The sequence below is a fragment of the Simiduia agarivorans SA1 = DSM 21679 genome, assembly GCF_000305785.2.
Lineage (GTDB): Bacteria > Pseudomonadota > Gammaproteobacteria > Pseudomonadales > Cellvibrionaceae > Simiduia > Simiduia agarivorans.
The window spans coordinates 1,788,767-1,808,691 of the sequence record NC_018868.3; the positions used below are offsets into that span (position 1 = coordinate 1,788,767).

The window sequence follows — 19,925 nt, forward strand, 5'->3', positions numbered from 1 at the left end:
CCGGGTGCGCAATAATTGTTAACAGTGCAGAAATGTCGGAAAAACCTCTTTTTTTACAACAAGTTATAAAAAAATGGCGCTCAAACGGAGCGCCATAACGGGATATTAACTGGACGAACGTAAAATTAAATTACCCCTGATAGGCTAACCACCTGACCAGATTATCGGGGAATTTCAAGGTAAACACCTTTCAGGTCCTGTGAGCGGAGTTCAATCAGGCCAGCACGGGCACCGGCCTGATAGCGAATAGCTGCCAGCCCGTTGGCCATTTCAATGACCGAAGCCCCCTGATAATGCCCTTGGTCCGAAAGCAAGCGGCCCTGGTGATTGGCAACCGAGAAATACACCCGGTCGTTGAACCCGGTCGCGCGCAGTCCATTGGCACCCAGTGCTTCAGCGGTGATCAGCCAGTGGCCGTCGCCCAGGTCCTCGGCCGAAAGGGAAACCCTGGCCATGGCTGGCGCCTTGCCCTCGTGGTATTCGAGCGCCAACGCATCACCGGCAACGGATTCGCCGTCATTGTATCCCTGCACGCGCAATTGATTGCTGCCCTCAACAAATGGTACCTGCCATACCAGGCCATGGGCGGGGTATGCGCCATGCACCCGCTGCTTTAGTCCCAGGCTTTTGCCATTCAGCCAAAGCTCCGCGCTGTCGGTATTGCAATACACCCGCACAGGCCGGCCTTCGCGTGGACCATAACGTACCGTCCAGCTATGGGACTCGATGTAGCACACAGGCGCCGGACTCCAGTAACTGGCAAACACATAATAGGCATCCTTGGGCTGGCCCAGTCGATCCACCAGGCCCTTTTGGTTGATGTAAGGCAAGGGGTTTTCGGGTCGCAGCGGCGTGCCGAAATCTTTAAACGCCCACTGGGCATTGCCGGCAAAATCCGGTTGGGATTCGCTTACCGACAAATGCCAGTCAAACAGACTCACCATGTAATTTTCATTCCAATCGGAGTCTTTGGCCACGCTGGTCACGCCGGCCTGATTCACTGCTTCCGCCACCGATAACTGTTGCCCCAACAAGCCGAGCTCGTCCAACGGGGTTTCGGTATGCCGGCCCCGGTGGCTGGAACCGCCGTATTCCATGTGCAAAAACGCCGGGTATTTTTTCTGCGCGTCAGTCAATGCCTCCGCATACTGACCAAAAGCGCCGCCATACCAACCGGCCCAGATTGATGGCGAAAAGCTGTCCACCACATCGGCACCGGGATAGTATTTACGCAAGCTGGTCAGCCGGGATGGATCGAGCGATTTGGTCAACGCCTGTAGCCGTTCTAAAAACGGCAGAATGTTTTTATCATCGCCACCGCCTTCAAAATCCGCCTCCCAATAAATTTCATTGCCCAGAGACCAATAGAAAATACTGGGGTGATTGCGGTTTTGCCGGATCTGCGCGCGCCAGAGCCTTTCGGTATTCGCTCGCCACGCATCGCCGCCTATGCCACCCCGGCACCAGGGCAACTCGTCCCACAGAATCAGGCCCAATTCATCGGCCGCCTGGTACACGCTCGGATCCTGCGGGTAATGTGCCAGGCGTACAAAGTTAGCGCCCAGCTTTTTGATCTGCGCCATGTCCGCGCGGTGCTGTTCATTGGACATAGCCGCGCCCACACCGGCGTGTTCCTCATGGCGATGAGTGCCGCGCAACAACAGCGGCTTACCATTCAACAACAAGCCTTTGCCATCGGGCATGCTGAAAAACCGATAACCTACCGACTGGCGTTTGGCATGCAACACCTTGCCGGCGTCATCTTTCAGTTCAATATTCAATTGATACAAGGCCGGGCTGTCTGGCGACCAGAGACTCGGCTGTTTAAGTACCGGCAAGCTCACCCCTTCCGGTAACGGCAGGCGATAGTTTTTTTGCCAAAGGGCGTCGCCCGTGGGCGAGGTCATAGCAAACGCTATCTGGCTGGCCGCCTTCGGGTGTTCGCCCGCCAGCGCAAAGCGGAAATGGGTATGGGCCTCGCGCTCGCTGACCTGCGGTGTATCTACCTGAATCCAGTCAAAATAAGCGGACGGCAAACGCTCCAGCCACAAATCACGGGTTATACCACCGAATTGAAAAAAATCGGCTTTTTGCGAAGGAATCAGATCGCGATTGACCCGGTTGGTCACCCGGATCATCAGCTCGTCGGTACCATCGAATCTCAGGTCGCTGCCAAGCGGTATTGTGAACCCCAGATAAGCGCCGACGAATTCGCCTACCGGTTTCCCGTTAACCCACACGCGCGTTTCCCGGTTGGCACCTTCGAACGCCAATCGATAGCTGCCCGGCACAAGCTTGACGATTTTGCGGTACCAACCTGCGCCCCGATAATAACCGGGCATGGGGTCTACGGTATCCGTTGCATTCCAGGTATGTGGCAGATCAATGGCCCGCCATGCTGTCGCGCTGATGTCATCGGGCTGCAGCGCTTCATCGGCGACAAACGCCCAGCCGGTATTGAGAGGCTGGCGTTCGATGGCCTGGGCCAGGCCTGCCAAAAACACAAGAAAGAAACCCATTAAGCCCAGAGTTTTTTTGATAATCACAACAGATCCCGTAAGTGAATTAGTAGTCGCAGCGCCCAACCGCCGTTGCAATGGAGGAAGCCAAATCGGCCAGGTATTGACGGGCAAAACAGGCCTCGGTCATCACCGCGATGGGGGAAAGATCAGCGCCGGCTACCGCGGCTGACAACCAAGGCGAGGTCAGTAACGTCCGCTCAAGAGAAGGCTCTTCACTCCCGCCCCAGTGCGCTTTGTCGCTGCCGGCCTGAAGATAATGCAGCGCCGCAATCAGCCGCGCTTTGTCCTGCCACCAATGCTGATCCAAATGCCGCGCCAAGGACGCTATCCCATCAAACGCCCGTAAATTATAGGCCGAATAGTGAAACGGTTTTGTGCGCGCCAACTCGTGAGGCTGGGCACCGTTGGCTTCAACCTGCGTGGCAAGTCGCTGACCTGCTCGCGCCAGAATCTTTAATGCCTCTTCGTTGCGCGCCAGTTGTAGCGCCAACGCCAGCACCTGCAAATCATAGAAAGTGCCGTGATTATTATGCGCCTGCTGCTCTTCTACTCCCAACGGACTCTCCGTCAGCCATTGATAGAATTCGCCGAACCAGGCTTGCACAGCGTGCCGTTGCGCTGGTGCCATAGCCGGCGCAAGTAATCGGTAGGCATCAATCACCTGCGGCAGATACACCGTATCGATAATGCCATAGGGCCGCCCTGCCGCCACACCCGGTACCGATTGGGCATAATTCAGGTGAGGATTCATGCGCGTGTCGGACTGAACCAGAAATACGTCAAACCAATGTATTGCCGCCCGCCGGTAAGCTTCGTCACCCGAATAAAAGTGGGCCAACGCAAGGATTTCAACGCCGCGCGCAAACCGGTTCCACTGCGCTTTAGCGCCCTGCTCGCTGTCCACCCAGGGGTTGCGTTGGCCATCGCGTTTTATCCAGGGCAAACCATCGAGTTTGGCCGGGTCCGGCCACCAATAGGGCGCTAGGCTCACGTAATCATTCGGGTGCGCTTTGGTAATGCCCGGATCGGAATTTTTCACCGTCGGTGCAGGCAAATTAAGCAAGCCTTTGGCTTCGGTCAGTAAGGTATCCACTGCATTGGCGTAAGGTGCCTGCCCTTCCTGCCAGGCGGCGCGGATTGCAATCAATTGCTGATGATCCAGACGCAACACGCGAGTCTCGGAGACCGCAGCCACCGATGTATCGATGGCCACGGTTTGGTCGGTGACGGCCCAGCCCAACAGCAGCAATGCCAGCCCACCCAGACACAACTGCCTGCGCATTAGCGAGCCATCCATCCGCCATCCACCAATAGCAGGTGACCATTCACGTAATCGGAAGCGGGTGATGCCAAGAACACCGCGGCACCGGCCAGATCTTCAGGTAAGCCCCAGCGATTGGCAGGAATGCGTGCACTGATGGCGGCGAAGCGGTCGCTGTCTTTGCGCAGATTTTCCGTGTTGTCGGTTTCAAAATAGCCGGGGGCAATGGCGTTCACCTGTACACCACTGGCGGCCCACTCGTTGGCCAGCGCCTTGGTGAGCTGTGCCACTGCACCTTTACTCGCGGCATAGGCGGGCACGGTAATGCCACCGGAAAAACTCAACAACGAGGCAATATTAATGATTTTACCGCTCCCGTTGGCGAGCATCTGCCGGCCGAATTCCCGGCACAGGCGGAAGACGCCATTGATGTTGGTATCCATCACGGCAGCCCAATCGTCGTCGCTGTATTCCGCCGCAGGCGCGCGCCGGATAGTACCGGCATTGTTCACCAGAATATCCACCTGACCAACCTGCGATTGCACAGCCTGAACCAGTGCGGCAACCGCGGCAGGATCTGACTGATCGCAGCCAAAGCCGTGCGCGGTAATTTTTTCTTGCGCAAGCAACGCGAGTGTTTTTTCCACACTCGCCAACTGTGACCCCACCGCAACGACCGTCGCGCCGGCACGCCCCAGAGCCAACGCCATGCCCTGCCCCAATCCGCGGCTGGCGCCGGTAACAACAGCAACTTTTCCGTTCAGGCTGAACAAAGATTTCAGATAATTACTCATTGCCTGACGCCTCCGCTGCCAAGCGCGTTACTTCTGAGGCCGCCAACAACAACGCACCCGTGCCGTACAACTGGGTGTCGTCCGCGCCGGCCGAACCGGGCGCAAACGCGACCTGCTGAACCCAACCTAACTTGCCGTTGGGGTGGGTACTTGCCACCAGCGAGCGCCAGCCCTGTTCTACACTGGCGCGATAGACGTCACCTTCGAGTAGTCCGGTGTTCACACCCCACGCCAGCGCGTAAACCAGCAGACCGGTTCCGCTCGACTCGGGTGGCGAAACAGTTTCGGTAACCAGCAGTGACGATGGCCAGCTACCATCCTGCTGCTGCAATGCCACCAGGCGCTCACTCATGTCTTTGAACAGCTGCTCGTAACGAGCACGACCGGCATAATCCTGCGGCAATTGCTGCAGGGTACGGGCGATTCCCGCCAACACCCAACCGTTTCCACGGCCCCAATAAATCAGCCGGCCCTGATCGTCCAGGCGATCAAAGTAGCGGGAATCGCGCAGATAGAGTTTTTCTTCGGGCTTATATAAGTATTCTGTTGTGGCCCAGAATTCGCGGTCCATGAAATCCAGATAGGCCGCGTTACCAGTAATTTTTGCCATCTGCGCCCACACCGGTGGCGCCATGAAAATGGCGTCTGCCCAACACCAACGCACAGTGCACGCCGGATCAATAAAGTCCCGGTGCGCCAACAGCTCGGTGGTTTTGTTGTCATCATCAAACAGCAGATCGATATCTGACGGCGCCGCCAATACCGCATCCAACATCTGGCGGGTGTGAGCAATCTTGTGCTCCACCGGCGCGCGTTCGTACAGACTCATATACACCGCGCCCATGGCGTGGTCATCCGCATGGTAGACACGCGGACCCAATAACCAGCCGTTTGCGGCACTCGCGTGGTACGCCGCCGATTCATACGCAGGCTGGGCACTGGCATCGGCCCAGGCCAACAAACCGATTTGCCAGGTGGCGTACATCCACCCTTGCGGAATACCGCTCGGGCGACCTTCGGCGCGCATCATATTGCTGCGCAGATCGTATTGGGACAGCTGCCAATCGGCCACCTGATTGGCGACCTGCCGGATGGCTGCGGGGGTCAATGCTGGCGACAGCTCAGCCGGCGAGGTGCCCGGTAACTGGTAGCTCACGGGCACCGGCCACTCGGCGGCGCTTGATGCATGCGCGGCGTCAGGGCCCGCGTGGGTGTCTGGCGCACTCGGCGCTTCGGCATTGCCACAACCCTGCAGGGCGATGGCGAGGCTGATTCCAGCCAGGGCAAATTTGTTGAACATCCGGTAACCCTTTGTCATTGCATTTATTGTGTCCGCACCGGTCCATGCCGGCAAAAATTGGTAATGTGGTAATACCAATTTTCGTAGTGTATAGTGGCCTGACCACGATGTCTACAGGATGGAACGCCCATGCCCACTATCGCCTTTAGCCGCCTCTGTGTGGTAGCCGCGCTGGCCAGCAGCGCCTGCACTGCCGCGCCCAGCGTGACAGTGGAAGCCACTAACAGTCTGGACCAAGGCCGCGCACAAGCGCGCATCTGCCTGCCCTTCAGCAACCTGAAAACCAAAGGCATCGAATCAGAGCCAGTGGTTTTACTGGGACAGCAACGGCTGGCCGTATCGGCCTTCGATTGCGACGGCGATCAGCAGACAGACAGCTGGCTCACCCATGCGGATTTCGGACCCCGCGAAACACTCACGTTCACGCTCGCCAGCTCTGGCGGAGCCCGCTTGAGCCCCCAACACGCGACGGCGACGTACGCCGAGCTGGCCCAACGGGTCAACGCTGAGGCGGACAAAGAGGGCGTGCTGAAAGGTGGCCAGTATGTGAGCGTGAACGCAACTACGCTGCCCGCCAACCACACGGTGGGCGACAAACTCTACAAGTATGAGGGCCTGGGCTGGGAGTCTGCACGGGTGGCCTACCGGGTGTATTTTGACGCCCGCAACGCCATTGATATTTTTGGCAAGCAGGTCAGCCGGCTGGTGCTGCCCGAGGTCGGTCTGGACGGTGGCGATTATCACACGCTGGCCGACTGGGGCATGGATGTATTGAAAGTGGGCCCGAGTCTTGGCCTGGGCAGCCCCGCAAGTCTTGGCCAGGACGGCCGGCTTGTGGGCATCAATCAATTTGCCGGCGCCAGCGCAGAAGTCTTCAACACGCCGGCCGCGTCAGGCATTGCGCTCAATCATCGGGGCTGGCAATCGGCCGATGGCCCGCGCGATACCCGCACCGAAATCTGGATTGAACCCGACAGCCTGTTAAGCCGTGTCAGCGTACACGCAAGCGCGCCGATTGCGCGCTGGGCCACGGGCATCGTGCGCCACGGGGTGGACGAACTGCGCGGCAGCGCAAAACAGGGCGAATGGAATTATCTGGCCAGTTATGGAAAGCAAAGCCTGGCAGATGATGCTTTGGGCATGGCGATTTTTTACCGCGAAACCAACTCCCCGGCCGTCGACAACGAATACAACCTGCTACAGGACCTTGGCAGTGGCAACCATCAGCATTACTACCTGGCCGCCGCCTGGCGCCAGCCCGAAAGCCAAACCAAATCCGCCTTCCAGAACTGGCTTGCAGCCACCCAGAAAATCTTGAACCACCCTATTCAGGTGGTGGTGAAATAACGGAGATACATCAAATGAAATTTCTTCACACTGCGGATCAGGTGCGCTACCAGCGCATGACCAACGCCGAACTGAAAGACGCGTTTGTGATGCAAGCGCTGTTTGAACCCGGTCAACTCAACCTGACCTATACCGACGTGGATCGCGCCATTGTGGGCGCCGCAGTACCGCTCGCAAAATCCCTGGCATTGCCCACACACAAAGAGCTGGCCAGCGCGTATTTTTGCGAAAGGCGCGAGCTGGGTGTTATCAACATCGGCGGCGACGGCAAGGTATTGGTGGATGGTGAAACCTATGCCATGACCAAACTCGACAGTTTGTACGTATGCCGCGGCAGCAAAGACATCCAGTTCATCAGCAACGATGAGAAAAGCCCAGCGCAATTTTATCTGGTGAGTTACCCCGCCCACCGCACTACCCGCACCCAACACGTGCCGTTAGCCGAAGCCAATGCGGTGGCCATGGGCGACCAGCAATCCAGTAACGAACGCACGATTTTCCAATCCATTTGCCCCGGCATTGTGGATTCCTGTCAGCTGGTAATGGGCATTACCCAACTGCACAACGGCAGCGTGTGGAATACCAAGCCACCCCACACCCATCGCCGCCGCACTGAGGTGTACATGTATTTTGATTTTGACCCGAGCCAGCGGGTATTCCACTTCATGGGCGCGCCGGAAGAAACCCGCGCCCTCACGCTGGCACCGGGCCACGCCATTGCGTCACCTTCATGGTCAATCCACTCAGGCGCCGGTAGCTGCAGCTACAGCTTTATCTGGGCCATGGGCGGTGAGAACCAGCAGTTTGACGACATGGACCACCTGACCATGGATCAACTGGGCTGAAATACTGGCCTTACCACTTGACCAATATGACATGAGAGATTAGAGTAGACCTCAGGCGTAACTGCTCTCACATTTATCTCGCCCTATCGCCCTGCCAACCGGCAGGGCTTTTTTTATGACCGCCATGGATGGCGGGAATGCCGGTTTTGCAGGAGCAAAAACCGGCGGGCCAGGGATGGACTGGCACCAATTTGCTCCTGCAATTGGTGCACTTCCGCCATCCATGGCGGTCGTATGCCGAAAGGAGCCGTGGATGCGACGGTCCGACGAATCGGTGGTCCGACACGTCGGCGGCGTGCTGCAGATCACTGCGATAGATTTTAAGAGCAACCCGCACGCTGGGTGGTGAATCGCACCGGCAAATGACCAAGGTGATCCTCCATCCAGCGTGCGGGCCAAAAAAATTTTCTTACCCCTATTCCCATTAAAAAAGCTGACCAACCGGCCAGCTTCTTCATACAAAAAACACCATCAATAATTAATACGCTCTGACTTTAACAAACGCACATCCATTATTACTGGTGAGCTTTATCAAGCGGCCGCTAACCCCGTTATAAGCCTTGTAATTGGAAGTCACCTCAAAGCTGCCGCTGCCATCTTCCGAGGAAACGATGCCGCGGAAGTCACAGGACGGATTGGCATCGCTATCCCATACCTGCACAGTGCTGCCCGCGAGGTCGCGATCGAATCGTGCACAGGTGCCGGCCGTCAACGTCAGTTCGGTTTTGGCTTTCCAGACAATATCCACCGGATTAGCGCAACTGCCACCTGTGTCGCCACCATCGCCAGGGTCTGTGCCATCACCCGGATCTGTCCCATCGGCGCCCGTGTAGACACCGGAGAGCGGCATTTCCTGCGCTACAATTTCTGCAATCGCCTGATCCCAGCTCGGCACCGGGGTGCCGCCCGTGTTCAGGTGTTTAAACGCAGTTCCATCCCAGGCAAACGCGTATTCCACACCTGCACTATCAAACAATCCCCAACGGGCAATGGGTGCACCGGCAGTCAGCGCCTTGCTGAGCACGTTGTCCACAAACACATTGTTCGGGCCCGTGGGGCCGGACCAGTTGCTCGCGTGATCACCTGAGCCGTACCAGATAGGCTGCCAGGTACCGATACCCGGCTGGCCATTTTCCCAGCTCCTGTGCTCGAACGGCACACTCACCGTGTTGTTACGGATCAGGTTGTTTCGCTCCCAACCGCCGTGCAAGTTAATGTCGCAATCCAACGTATTGTTTTCCACCAGATTACCGGTGGCAGACCACTGCAGGGTGAGGTGACGCAACCGCTCAAGGGCATTGCCCTGAATCAGGCTTTCATACAACTTTGAACCACGAAAGTAGCCATTGCCACCTGCGCCCTTATTCCACGAACCCGAAAATTGGTTATTGCTGAACGTCATGTGGCGCGCAAACTCGGTTACCAATGGATGCGAGCCGGTCATTTCCATGCGCACATTGTCTACCCAGCCATTGACCGCAAATTTGAACAGAATGCCGTGGATGGCATCACGCGGGCAAAGATTTTCATATTTATGCCCCACACCGTTTGGGTTGGCACTGGAAAAATCGCCACTGTTATAACCCGAACAGTCGGTACCCAATGTTGACATCGTGAGATAAAAATCCCTGAAGCCCACGTTATCAATTGCCGTAACCGGCATCACCCGGCTTTTGTAATTACTGTTGTTACTGAGCGGCACATCAAATTCCAACGGCCTGTCCAAGGTAACCGTGTTGGCCGTGGTATTGCGCGCTGCCACAGTGAAAATCTGCGTACGCATATGGCCGGTAGTGATATGCCCGTAGCTGCGTTTAGCCGCCGGCACCTGACCCTGGTCGAGAAATGCGGTGTCATTGGCCGCACCCACGTAGATCAGATCACCCACAGCAAATTTTGATGCGGCACCCGACTCCAGCTTCAGTACCAGATCACCTTGGGCCGCAGGCTGGGTAAACTCGATGCCGTGCTTCCAGTGAAAATTGATGCTGCCTTCATAGTTGGGTTCATTGGGGTGCTTCGCGCGGGTTTCCACCCGGAAAGCGGCAAAGCCAGGCCAGTATTTTTTATCGAAATCCGGCGCCCCTTCTGCATCCACGCCATAAGGTCGCCAACTACGAATGACAATACGCGTGCCGTTTGTAGGATTACTGCCAGCACCAAGAATCACTACGCCGGATTTATCCAGATGCACCTCCTGGTCCAAATGGATTTCACCCGCCGGCAACTGGATCGCAATACGATTCGACGGCGAATTTCCCGCACTGATCTGATTATCGATAATGGCTTGCAACGCCGGGGCATCATCGAGGCCATCATTGGCCTGCACGCCAAAATCACTGGCCTGAATGATTTGCGCGTAGCTAGCGGGCAGGTTTTGCCCGGATTGAAAGCCAGGCGCCGCCTGCAGGGATTGAGCGAAACACAGGGCCGCACAGGCAGCCCAGTAGCCGACGGGGTGTCGGTCGGTAAGCAAGGAGTTTTTCATTGTTATCTCCGGGTATCGGTTGACCTGTAGAGGGAAACCACAGCCAGTCCGTTGACATCCCCTATGCTGCCTCAGTACTCACTCCCCCTGGGCAGTGCTCAATATGTAGCTACGCCCATCTGGCCTGACAACCTTGCCATCTACCTTTTCGCATCATACGCAACAATCCACCCCTGAAATGGCACCAGAACCCCAAAGTGGCAGCGTAAACCGCTTGCCATCGCCGGTAAAATTCGCTTTAATTGGTCATGTGGTCTTACCAGTTATGGACAGAGACCGACATGTTTTGCCGCCCGCCTTGCTGGCTGGCCCCTGCAACCACAGAGAAATACGCGAATGCAAGAGACCTGGCGCTGGTTCGGCCCTTCGGACAACATCACTCTCAGACACATTGCCCAGGCGGGTGCCACGGGTATTGTGACAGCCCTGCACGAAATCCCCGCTGGCGAAGTCTGGCCGCTTGAAGCCATTGCTGAACGCAAAGCGCTCATTGAAGCGTCCGGTCTGAACTGGGCAGTGATTGAAAGCATTCCGGTACACAATGACATCAAATCACGCTCCGGCGACTACCGACGCATGATTGATAATTATTGCCAGTCCATCCGCAATGTGGGCGCCGCCGGCGTCAATACTGTGTGCTACAACTTCATGCCGGTAGTGGACTGGACCCGCACCAACCTGGGCTACACCCTGCCCAACGCCAGTCAGGCTTTGCGGTTTGAAATGACCGACTTTGCCGCCTACGACGTTTACGTACTGAAGCGCAAAGGTGCCGAAAAAGATTATGCGCCCGCTCTGCTGGCGCAAGCCGAAGCCAGAGTGGCGGCCATGTCGCCCACCGAAATTGCGCTGCTGGAAAAAAATATTATTGCCGGCTTGCCCGGCGGTGAAGGCTCGCACACGCGAGAGGGTATTATCGACACGCTGGAAACTTTTATTGCACTTGGCAACGAAGGCTTCCGCGCGAACCTGTTTGCATTCCTGGAAGAAATCATTCCGGTAGCCCAGGAAGCCGGCGTGCGCATGTGTATCCATCCCGATGACCCACCCTTTTCGCTTTTTGGTTTGCCGCGGGTGGTGTCCACTGCCGATGACGCGCGCGCGATTTTCACAGCGTTTCCCAGCGAGGCCTGCGGCCTGACGCTGTGTGCCGGCTCCTTTGGTGCACGCTGTGACAACAATTTGGTGGAGATAGCGCGTGAATTTGGTGACCGCGTTTACTTCACGCACCTGCGCAATGTAAAACGCGAAGAGGACGGTTCTTTTTATGAATCGGATCATCTGGATGGCGACAACGATATGGTGGGCTTAATTACCGCATTGTTGACGGAGGAGCAACGCCGCCGTCAGGAAGGCCACCATCAGCCGCACATTCCCATGCGCCCCGATCACGGCCACCTGATGCTGGACGAGGTGAATCAACCCGGCACCAAACCGGGCTATTCTTACTTGGGTCGGCTAAAAGGCCTGGCAGAATTGCGCGGCGTGATCCACGCCTTGACCTATACCTTGCGCCAGTAGTTACCGGAGCCTCAGCGTGTTACTTCATCCCGATCGATTATTTCCCGCCGAGCCCGGCACCCGGGCCATTGCCCGCGCGCTCTATACGTCGGTGGCGCAATTGCCCATTATCAGCCCGCACGGCCATACGGACCCGGCATGGTTTGCAATCAATCAACCGTTCACCAATCCGACCGAGCTTCTGATCAAACCCGATCACTATGTATTCCGCATGCTGTATTCACAGGGTATTGGACTGCAACAATTGGGGATTCGCAATCCAGACGCCGACCCGGAGCAGGTATGGCAGTTATTTGCCCGGCACTTTTACCTGTTCCGCGGCACGCCCTCAAGCCTGTGGTTGAACTACGTGTTCGAAAAGGTGTTTGACATCGACCAACCCCTGAACGCGCAAACCGCAGCGCATTACTACAAGGTTATCAACGACAAGTTGGCCCAACCGGCGTTTTTGCCGCGGGCATTGTTTGAACGCTTTAACATCGAAGTACTCACCACCACCGAATCACCACTGGATGATCTGCGTCACCATCAAGCGATCAACGACAGTGGCTGGCACGGTCGGGTACTTACCGCTTACCGGCCCGACGACGTGCTCGATCCGGACCAGCCCGACTTTACCAACAATCTTGCGCGCCTGGCCGAACTCACTGGCGAAGACACCAGCAGCTGGCACGGCTACCTCAACGCCTTGCGCAACCGGCGCGCCTATTTCAAATCCATGGGCGCCACCTCCACCGACCATGGCCACGCCACGGCGAACACCGCAGACCTGAGCCGGGCCGAATGCGAGACCCTGTTTGCCGGCGCGTTGGCAGGTACATTAAATACATCTGAAGCCGATCTGTTCCGTGCCCAGATGCTGACAGAAATGGCCGGCATGAGTGTTGAAGATGGCCTGGTGATGCAATTGCACCCGGGTTGCCACCGCAATCACAATGGCCCACTGTTCGAACGCTTCGGCCGTGACAAGGGCGCGGACATTCCGGTGCGCACCGAATACGTGAAAGCGCTGCATCCGCTGCTCAACAAATACGGCAATGACCCGCGCCTGAGCCTGATTGTGTTTACTCTGGATGAAACCAATTACAGCCGCGAGCTGGCGCCATTGGCCGGCCACTACCCGGCGCTGAAACTGGGGCCAGCCTGGTGGTTCCACGACAGCCCCGAGGGCATGCGCCGTTACCGCGAGCAGGTGACCGAAACCGCCGGTTTCTATAACACGGTAGGGTTCAACGACGACACCCGTGCGTTCCTCTCCATACCCGCCCGCCACGATCTGGCCCGGCGTATGGACTGTGCTGTATTGGCGCAATGGGTGGCCGATCACCGCCTGACCGAGCAGGACGCTTTTGAACTGGCCCACGACCTGAGTTACACACTCGCGAAAAACGCTTACAAATTATGACCCGACTGAGCCTCAATCAACTCGATCAGCTGCCCGGCACACTGGCGGCGCCCGGTTACTCACCGACCCGGCGCAAAGTGGGCATAGTGCATTTGGGCATAGGCAATTTTCATCGCGCCCATCAGGCCGTGTATGTGGATGATTTGCTGGCGAAAACGGATGGCCACTGGCGCATTCTGGGTGTGAGCCTGCGCAGCGGGTCCATGCGTGACAAGATGATGGAACAGGATTTTCTGTACACCTTGCGCGAACAGGATGAACACATCCAACGACTGCGGGTTATTGGCGCCATTGCCGATGTGCTGGTTGCCCCGGAAAACCCCAGCGCCGTCATAGAAGCCATGGCCAGCCCGGATGTGCATATGGTGAGCCTGACCGTGACCGAAAAAGGTTACTACCTGCAAGCGGCCAGCCGGCAACTGGATTTGCAACACGCAGACATCCAATCCGACATTACCGGCGGCCAGGCCCCAATTACCATTTATGGTTTTTTGCTTGCTGCCTGCCGGCTGCGCATGCAGCGCCAGCTGCCCGGCTTTAATGTATTGAGTTGCGATAACCTACCCGACAATTCACACCTGTTAGGCCAGGCCCTGATTGCTGCTGCCCGCCTGCAGGACACTGATCTGGCGCACTGGATCGAACGCGAACTGGCGTTTTGCAATACCATGGTGGACCGTATCGTACCGGCCACCACTCGCGACGACCAACTCGCCATCAGCGAACAATGCGACATGGAAGACAGTGGCAGCCTGAGTGCGGAAACCTATCGACAGTGGGTCATAGAGAATAATTTCAAAGGCGAATATCCGGATTTTTCCCAGGTTGGCGCCTTGCTGGTGGACAATGTAGCGCCCTATGAAACCATGAAGCTTCGCTTGCTGAATGGTTGTCACTCGGCGCTGGCCTATTTAGGCGCGCTGCGCGGCCACGACACCATTCATCAGGCCATCACCGATCCAGTGCTGCGCACATTCGTCAGCTACCTGATGAACAAAGAACTGGCGCCTACGCTGTCGCCCTTGCCCGGCGTGAATCTGTTGCAGTATCAGGCCACCATTGTGCAACGCTTTGCCAACCACCGGGTCCCCTATCGCTGCCACCAGGTGGCTTCGGATGGCAGCCAGAAACTGCCACAGCGTCTGTTAGCGGCGGCGACAGAACTGAAGCGTAAGGGTCAATCCGCCAACGGCATTGCCTGTGTAGTCGGCGCCTGGCTCGCGTTTCTGATCGGTAGCAATAACCAAAGCAACTATTCCGTGAACGACCCGGGCGCCGAACGGCTGCTGAAAATGATTGAACAGCACAAGAAAAAAACCGACTACCCCAATACAGATCAGGTCAACGCCTTACTGACCCACAGTGGCATTGTGCCAGCCACACTGCTGGCAGATTCAGAATGGATGCATAAAGTGCTGGTTGCAGTACAGGCTTTGTTGAGCAATACCTCCGATAAACTCTTATCGCAATTAACGCACGCCTGATCGGCAGAAACCAAAATCGAATATTACGGGCCTCATAGCGAGGCCCTTATCACAATTATTCCGCCGCTTTTCCAAAATAGGTGGCCGCCGCCGCGGTGGCGTTATCAATGTGGTTGCGCATGGCTGCGCGGGCTTTTTCCGGGTTCTTCTGCTCCAGCGCCATAACGATTTTGCGATGATCCTCAATGGAAGGATGCACACCCTCGCTGCGCAGCCGCTCCATAAACGCACTGCTCAGTTCGGACTGATTGCGCAATTCCCACAGCCAATTGACAATGCTTTCAATTGCACTGTTCTGGGTCGCTTCGGCAATGATCTGGTGAAATTTCCAATCTGCCTGCTCGGACGCGTCAGGACGTTTTTCCTCTTCTTCCATTTCTTTGATGGCAAGCTTGAGCGCTGCAATCTGGTCGCCGCTGATACGCGCCGCGGCCAGCGCACAGGCCTCGGACTCGACGATAAACCGGATTTCAAGAATCTCGAAAGGCCCGACGCCTTTGTCACCCAAATCCAGTTCCGGCTGCTGGCTTTGTTTTTGTGTGGCATAAATACCGGAGCCGGTACGGATTTCAATCACGCCGGAGATTTCCAGGGCAATCATCGCCTCGCGGATGGTGGGTCGGCTGACACCCAGCTTGTCGGCCAACACCCGCTCCGACGGTAAACGTTCGCCCGGTTTGATGGTACCATCGGTAATTAATCGCGATAACTGTTCCGCGACCTTCAGATACAAACGCTCCGCTTTGACGGCTTGAAGCTCCATTGAATCACTCCCTTGCTGACGCCCGTGCGTCGATGTGAGATAGGGAACCACAAAATCTGTCTGACCATCAGTCCCCCTGCATAGCCGTATACTAGCTAAATTGGCCGGTTCAGTGAAGTCTGCGCTTGATTTTGACGGCCCTCGGCCGTTAATATGGTCAGGTGGCATGACCAATTATGGATTGCCCGCTAAAAACATCAGAACAACGGAACCTGGCCATGCCCAAAATAGCCGCATTGGGTGAATGCATGATCGAGCTCGCGCCCACAGCCTCAGGCGACTTTCGTCTGGGTTTCGCTGGCGACACCCTGAACACCGCCATTTACCTCGCCCGCTTCGGTGTAGAGGTGGATTACCTCACCGCCCTGGGCGACGACCACTTCAGCGATGCCATGCTGTCACAATGGCAGCAGGAAGGCATTGGCACCCGCCGTGTCGAACGCTTTGCCGGGCGTTTACCGGGGCTCTACCTGATTGAAACCGACGTCACTGGCGAACGCAGTTTCCACTATTGGCGCAACGCCGCACCCGCGCGAGATTTGCTCGCCAGAGCCCCGCAGGTGCTGGATGACCTTCAGCGTTACGACATGCTGTACCTCAGCGGAATCACCTTGTCTCTGTATGAGCCAGAACATCGCCACATGCTGTTCGACAAATTAGCCGGCTTCCGCGCACAAGGCGGCAGGGTTGCCTTTGATATCAACTACCGGCCACGCAATTGGAGCAGCCGCGAAGAAGCCATTGCGTGCTTCAGCCGAATGCAGACGCTCACCGATATCGCACTGCCGAGTCTCGACGACGAGCAATCTCTATACGGCCCCCTGTCGGCCGATGCGGTTATCGATCGATACCGCGATGCCGGTTGCAATGAAGTTGTGGTGAAGCAAGGTAAAGCCGGCACGCGCCTGTGCACTGAAGAAGTGTTGCGCACCATTCCGGTACCCGAGCTGATTCAGCCGCTGGACACCACGGCGGCCGGCGACTCTTTCAACGCCGGTTATCTGGCTGCCCGATTGGTCAACCGGGCGCCAGAAGAGGCGGTACTTGCAGGCAGTCGCTGTGCCGCCTGCGTAATTCAGTTCCCCGGCGCCATTGTGCCGCGGGCACAATTTATGGAGCGGCTCGGTCATGCGTAGTGCGCGTAATATCACCCTGTTCTTCCTCTGGCTGGTGGCACTTACGGGCTGCCAAACGGAGCAGGAAAGCATCAATCTGACACTTGCTCACGGACTGGACAATCGCCACCCCGTGCATTTGGCCATGGTGCATCTCGATGAACAATTGCGTGAATTGTCGCAGGGGACGATGCACATCACGATATACCCCTCCGGCCAACTGGGCAGCGAGCGGGAAGTCATCGAATTGTTGCAGATTGGCAGCCTGGCCATGACCAAAGTGTCTGCCAGTTCGCTGGAAGCGTTTGTACCAGAGATGAAAATTTTCAGCCTGCCCTATTTGTTTGAGGATAACGATCACTTCTGGCGCGTGTTGAATTCGGATTTAGGCCAACAGCTACTGGCCGCCGGCGACCGTTACCGGGTACGCGGTCTGGGTTATTACGACGCCGGCAGCCGCAGCTTTTATGCCACCGAAGCCCCCATTCACGCGCCCGCCGATCTGGCCGGCAAAAAAATCCGGGTAATGAACAGCCAAAGCGCGATTAACATGGTGCGTGCCATGGGCGGTGCAGCGACACCAGTTTCCTGGGGCGAACTCTACACCGCGCTGCAGCAAGGCGTAGTAGACGGTGCGGAAAACAATCCGCCGTCGTTTTACTTGTCCAAACATTACGAAGTCGCACGCTATTACACGCTGGATGAACACACGGCCATTCCCGATGTGATGATAATCGGCACCCACGTATGGGACGCGCTCAACCCGCAACAACAGGCCTGGCTGAAAACCGCCATGGATCGCTCCACCGAGTACCAGCGCGCGCTTTGGCAACAGGCGTCGGATGAAGCACTGGCCGCCGTTGAAGCCGCCGGCGTCACCGTCATCCGCCCCGATAAAACCCTGTTTCAGACCAGCGTGAAAGATTATCTGGCAAGTCAGTCTTCACTGCTGCCATTGATGCAGCAAATCGCAGCGGAGGCCTCGCGATGAACAGACTCTGCAATGGGATCGACCAACACCTCACTACACTTTTGAATGCCCTGCTCGCCTTTCTGGTGATGGATGTGACCTGGCAGGTGATCACCCGCTTTCTGCTCGCCGACCCCAGCTCCATCACTGAAGAACTGGCCCGTTTTCTCCTGATTTGGATTGGATTAGTGGGAGCGGCACAGGCTTACCGGCACAAGATGCATCTGGGCATCGACCTGCTGGCTCAGAAACTCAACCCGGTACAGGGTATCTGGCTTAACCGATTTATCCACGCCTGCTGCCTTTTATTCGCCATCAGTATCCTGATCATTGGCGGTTGCAATCTCATGTGGCTGACCTGGACGCTGGAACAGTTCTCGCCCGCCATGCACCTGCCCATGGCATTGGTGTATGCGGCGCTGCCGTTGTCCGGCGTGTTGATTTGCCTTTACGCCGTGCAATTCATTATCGATCCGACCGCTGCAGGAGTAACCGAATAATGGCTACCATGACTCTGGTTTTAATCGTGGTATTTTTTCTGCTGCTGGCCACCAATGTGCCCATTGCCATCGCCATCGCACTGGCCACCCTGGCCACCCTGCTGCTCACGATTGATGCCCTTCCCGCCGTCACCACCATCGCCCAGCGCGTGGCCGCCGGCATGGACAGTTTTGCGCTGCTGGCAATTCCATTTTTCATTTTGTCCGGTTACATCATGGGCCAGGGCGGCATCGCCCGCCGGCTGATTGATTTCGCGCTGGCGATTGTGGGCAAGTTGCCCGGCGGTCTCGCATTTGTGAATGTGATTGCCTGTGCGCTGTTCGGCTCCATTTCGGGCTCCGCTGTAGCCGCCACCTCCGCCATTGGTGGCTTTATGGTGCCGGCCATGGAAAAAGCCGGCTACCCGCGCAGCTTCAGCACTGCGGTAACGGTAACCGCGTCCACCACCGGCATGCTGATTCCTCCGTCGAATATTCTGATTGTGTATTCGCTGGCCAGTGGCGGCGTCTCCATCGCTGCACTGTTTATTGCAGGCTATCTCCCCGGCATATTGGTGGCGCTGGCACTGATGGTAGCCGCCGCCCTTTATCTGAAAGCGCAAGGGATCAGTACCCGCCAGGCCATTGAGCCGGTGCCATTGATGAAAGGCATCGTGGGCGCACTGCCCAGCCTGATCATGATTGTGCTGGTGATTGGCGGCATCATTCTCGGCTGGTTTACCCCCACCGAGGCAGGTGCCATCGCGGTACTGTATTCGCTGGCACTGGCCGTAGGTTTGTACCGGGAAATCCGGTGGGCGGATCTGGCCGGCATACTCAATAAATCAGTTTCCACCACGGCCATTGTCATGCTATTGATTGGCGCCAGTGCGGCCATGTCCTGGCTGCTCTCTTACGCGACTTTGCCCCAGCAGATCAGCGAAGCGCTGTTGGCCGTCACCGAAAACCCCATACTCATACTGCTGATTATCAACCTGCTGCTGTTGGTCATCGGCACTTTCATGGACATGACACCGGCGGTGCTGATCTTTACACCCATTCTGTTGCCGGTAGCCGAAAGCCTGGGCCTTTCGCCCCTTCACTTCGGCATCATGATGATCCTGAACCTGTCCATCGGCCTCTGTACGCCGCCGGTTGGCAGCGTCTTGTTCGTGGGCTGCTCGGTGGGCAAGACCTCCATAGCCTCGTTGATACGCCCCATGCTGCCGCTCTATCTCGCCATGCTGGTGGCACTGGTATTGGTCACCCTGTTTCCCTCGATCAGCGAATGGCTTCCCGCTCAGCTTGGCTTGATCTGACGCTGATCGTTTTGCACCTGGCCGGCGTAATGCCGGCTTTTTTTATGGCCATGGATGGCCTGGCAGGGATATGCTCCTGCGATTCCTGCACTTCCGCCATCCATGGCGGTCGTATGCCGAAAAGAGCCATGGAGGGCGCGGTTCGACGATTCGATTCGGCGTGCTGCAGCTCACTACGATTTTTGTTATCGCAAAAGCACATCACCGAGCAACGCGAATGAAATAACCGGCCCCGATACCAACCCACCCAATATTCCAAGGTGCACCCACCACCCTTCGCACGCTATACTGCGCCGGATTTTGACCAAACGA

General features: G+C 56.9%; 15 protein-coding genes. 9 read left to right on the forward strand and 6 right to left on the reverse strand.

Annotation, left to right across the window (positions count from 1 at the left end):
• Positions 1 to 161: 161 nt before the first annotated feature.
• Genes M5M_RS07900 through M5M_RS07915 form a run of 4 tightly spaced genes read right to left on the reverse strand, consistent with a single transcriptional unit; the run spans position 162 to position 5,877 of the window.
• Positions 162 to 2,546, reverse strand: coding sequence for a glycoside hydrolase family 2 protein (locus M5M_RS07900; protein WP_015046967.1), 2,385 nt, complete (start codon positions 2,544 to 2,546; stop codon positions 162 to 164).
• A gap of 19 nt (positions 2,547 to 2,565) precedes the next feature.
• Positions 2,566 to 3,804 carry an alginate lyase family protein gene (locus M5M_RS19455; RefSeq protein ID WP_015046968.1) on the reverse strand — a complete coding sequence of 413 codons (1,239 nt, stop codon included), beginning with the start codon at positions 3,802 to 3,804 and terminating at the stop codon, positions 2,566 to 2,568.
• The gene (gene kduD / locus M5M_RS07910; RefSeq protein ID WP_015046969.1) at positions 3,804 to 4,577 is read right to left on the reverse strand and encodes a 2-dehydro-3-deoxy-D-gluconate 5-dehydrogenase KduD; all 774 of its coding nucleotides are present in this window, start codon (positions 4,575 to 4,577) and stop codon (positions 3,804 to 3,806) included. Before kduD ends, M5M_RS19455 begins: the two co-directional genes overlap by 1 nt.
• Complete coding sequence (locus M5M_RS07915) at positions 4,570 to 5,877, reverse strand: glycoside hydrolase family 88/105 protein (protein ID WP_015046970.1); 1,308 nt, start codon at positions 5,875 to 5,877, stop codon at positions 4,570 to 4,572. The genes kduD and M5M_RS07915 overlap by 8 nt, the downstream gene beginning before the upstream one ends.
• A 129-nt stretch (positions 5,878 to 6,006) precedes the next feature.
• Here M5M_RS07915 and M5M_RS07920 point away from each other — a divergent pair, with 129 nt between their 5' ends.
• Both M5M_RS07920 and kduI read left to right on the forward strand, forming a co-directional pair.
• Entirely contained in the window at positions 6,007 to 7,224 is a 1,218-nt protein-coding gene (locus tag M5M_RS07920) for a DUF4861 domain-containing protein (protein ID WP_015046971.1), read from the forward strand.
• Between the two features lie 14 nt (positions 7,225 to 7,238).
• Entirely contained in the window at positions 7,239 to 8,069 is an 831-nt protein-coding gene (kduI, locus tag M5M_RS07925; RefSeq protein WP_015046972.1) for a 5-dehydro-4-deoxy-D-glucuronate isomerase, read from the forward strand.
• 478 nt (positions 8,070 to 8,547) lie between these two features.
• Here the strand turns inward: kduI and M5M_RS07935 are convergent, their stop codons facing one another.
• Positions 8,548 to 10,557, reverse strand: coding sequence for a hypothetical protein (locus M5M_RS07935; RefSeq protein ID WP_015046974.1), 2,010 nt, complete (start codon positions 10,555 to 10,557; stop codon positions 8,548 to 8,550).
• Positions 10,558 to 10,893: 336 nt separating this feature from the next.
• Here M5M_RS07935 and uxuA point away from each other — a divergent pair, with 336 nt between their 5' ends.
• The 3 genes from uxuA to M5M_RS07950 are packed head-to-tail and all read left to right on the forward strand — an operon-like array spanning position 10,894 to position 14,967.
• Positions 10,894 to 12,078, forward strand: coding sequence for a mannonate dehydratase (uxuA, locus tag M5M_RS07940; protein WP_015046975.1), 1,185 nt, complete (start codon positions 10,894 to 10,896; stop codon positions 12,076 to 12,078).
• A 16-nt stretch (positions 12,079 to 12,094) separates the two neighbouring features.
• Positions 12,095 to 13,483: a glucuronate isomerase gene (gene uxaC, locus M5M_RS07945; protein ID WP_015046976.1), complete on the forward strand. Its 1,389-nt coding sequence runs from the start codon at positions 12,095 to 12,097 to the stop codon at positions 13,481 to 13,483.
• A complete protein-coding gene (locus M5M_RS07950; RefSeq protein WP_015046977.1) occupies positions 13,480 to 14,967 on the forward strand; it encodes a mannitol dehydrogenase family protein in 1,488 nt (495 codons plus the stop codon). The genes uxaC and M5M_RS07950 overlap by 4 nt, the downstream gene beginning before the upstream one ends.
• A 55-nt stretch (positions 14,968 to 15,022) precedes the next feature.
• On the opposite strand, the gene M5M_RS07955 is transcribed toward M5M_RS07950, so the two are convergent.
• Complete coding sequence (locus M5M_RS07955) at positions 15,023 to 15,730, reverse strand: FadR/GntR family transcriptional regulator (protein ID WP_015046978.1); 708 nt, start codon at positions 15,728 to 15,730, stop codon at positions 15,023 to 15,025.
• 218 nt (positions 15,731 to 15,948) lie between these two features.
• Between M5M_RS07955 and M5M_RS07960 the strand changes: the two genes are divergently transcribed.
• Genes M5M_RS07960 through M5M_RS07975 form a run of 4 tightly spaced genes read left to right on the forward strand, consistent with a single transcriptional unit; the run spans position 15,949 to position 19,613 of the window.
• The gene (locus M5M_RS07960; RefSeq protein WP_015046979.1) at positions 15,949 to 16,866 is read left to right on the forward strand and encodes a sugar kinase; all 918 of its coding nucleotides are present in this window, start codon (positions 15,949 to 15,951) and stop codon (positions 16,864 to 16,866) included.
• Positions 16,859 to 17,836, forward strand: a complete 978-nt coding sequence (locus tag M5M_RS07965; protein ID WP_015046980.1) for a TRAP transporter substrate-binding protein — start codon at positions 16,859 to 16,861, stop codon at positions 17,834 to 17,836. The genes M5M_RS07960 and M5M_RS07965 overlap by 8 nt, the downstream gene beginning before the upstream one ends.
• Positions 17,833 to 18,315 carry a TRAP transporter small permease gene (locus M5M_RS07970; protein WP_015046981.1) on the forward strand — a complete coding sequence of 161 codons (483 nt, stop codon included), beginning with the start codon at positions 17,833 to 17,835 and terminating at the stop codon, positions 18,313 to 18,315. The genes M5M_RS07965 and M5M_RS07970 overlap by 4 nt, the downstream gene beginning before the upstream one ends.
• The gene (locus M5M_RS07975) at positions 18,315 to 19,613 is read left to right on the forward strand and encodes a TRAP transporter large permease (protein WP_015046982.1); all 1,299 of its coding nucleotides are present in this window, start codon (positions 18,315 to 18,317) and stop codon (positions 19,611 to 19,613) included. Before M5M_RS07970 ends, M5M_RS07975 begins: the two co-directional genes overlap by 1 nt.
• The last annotated feature ends 312 nt before the right edge of the window (positions 19,614 to 19,925 follow it).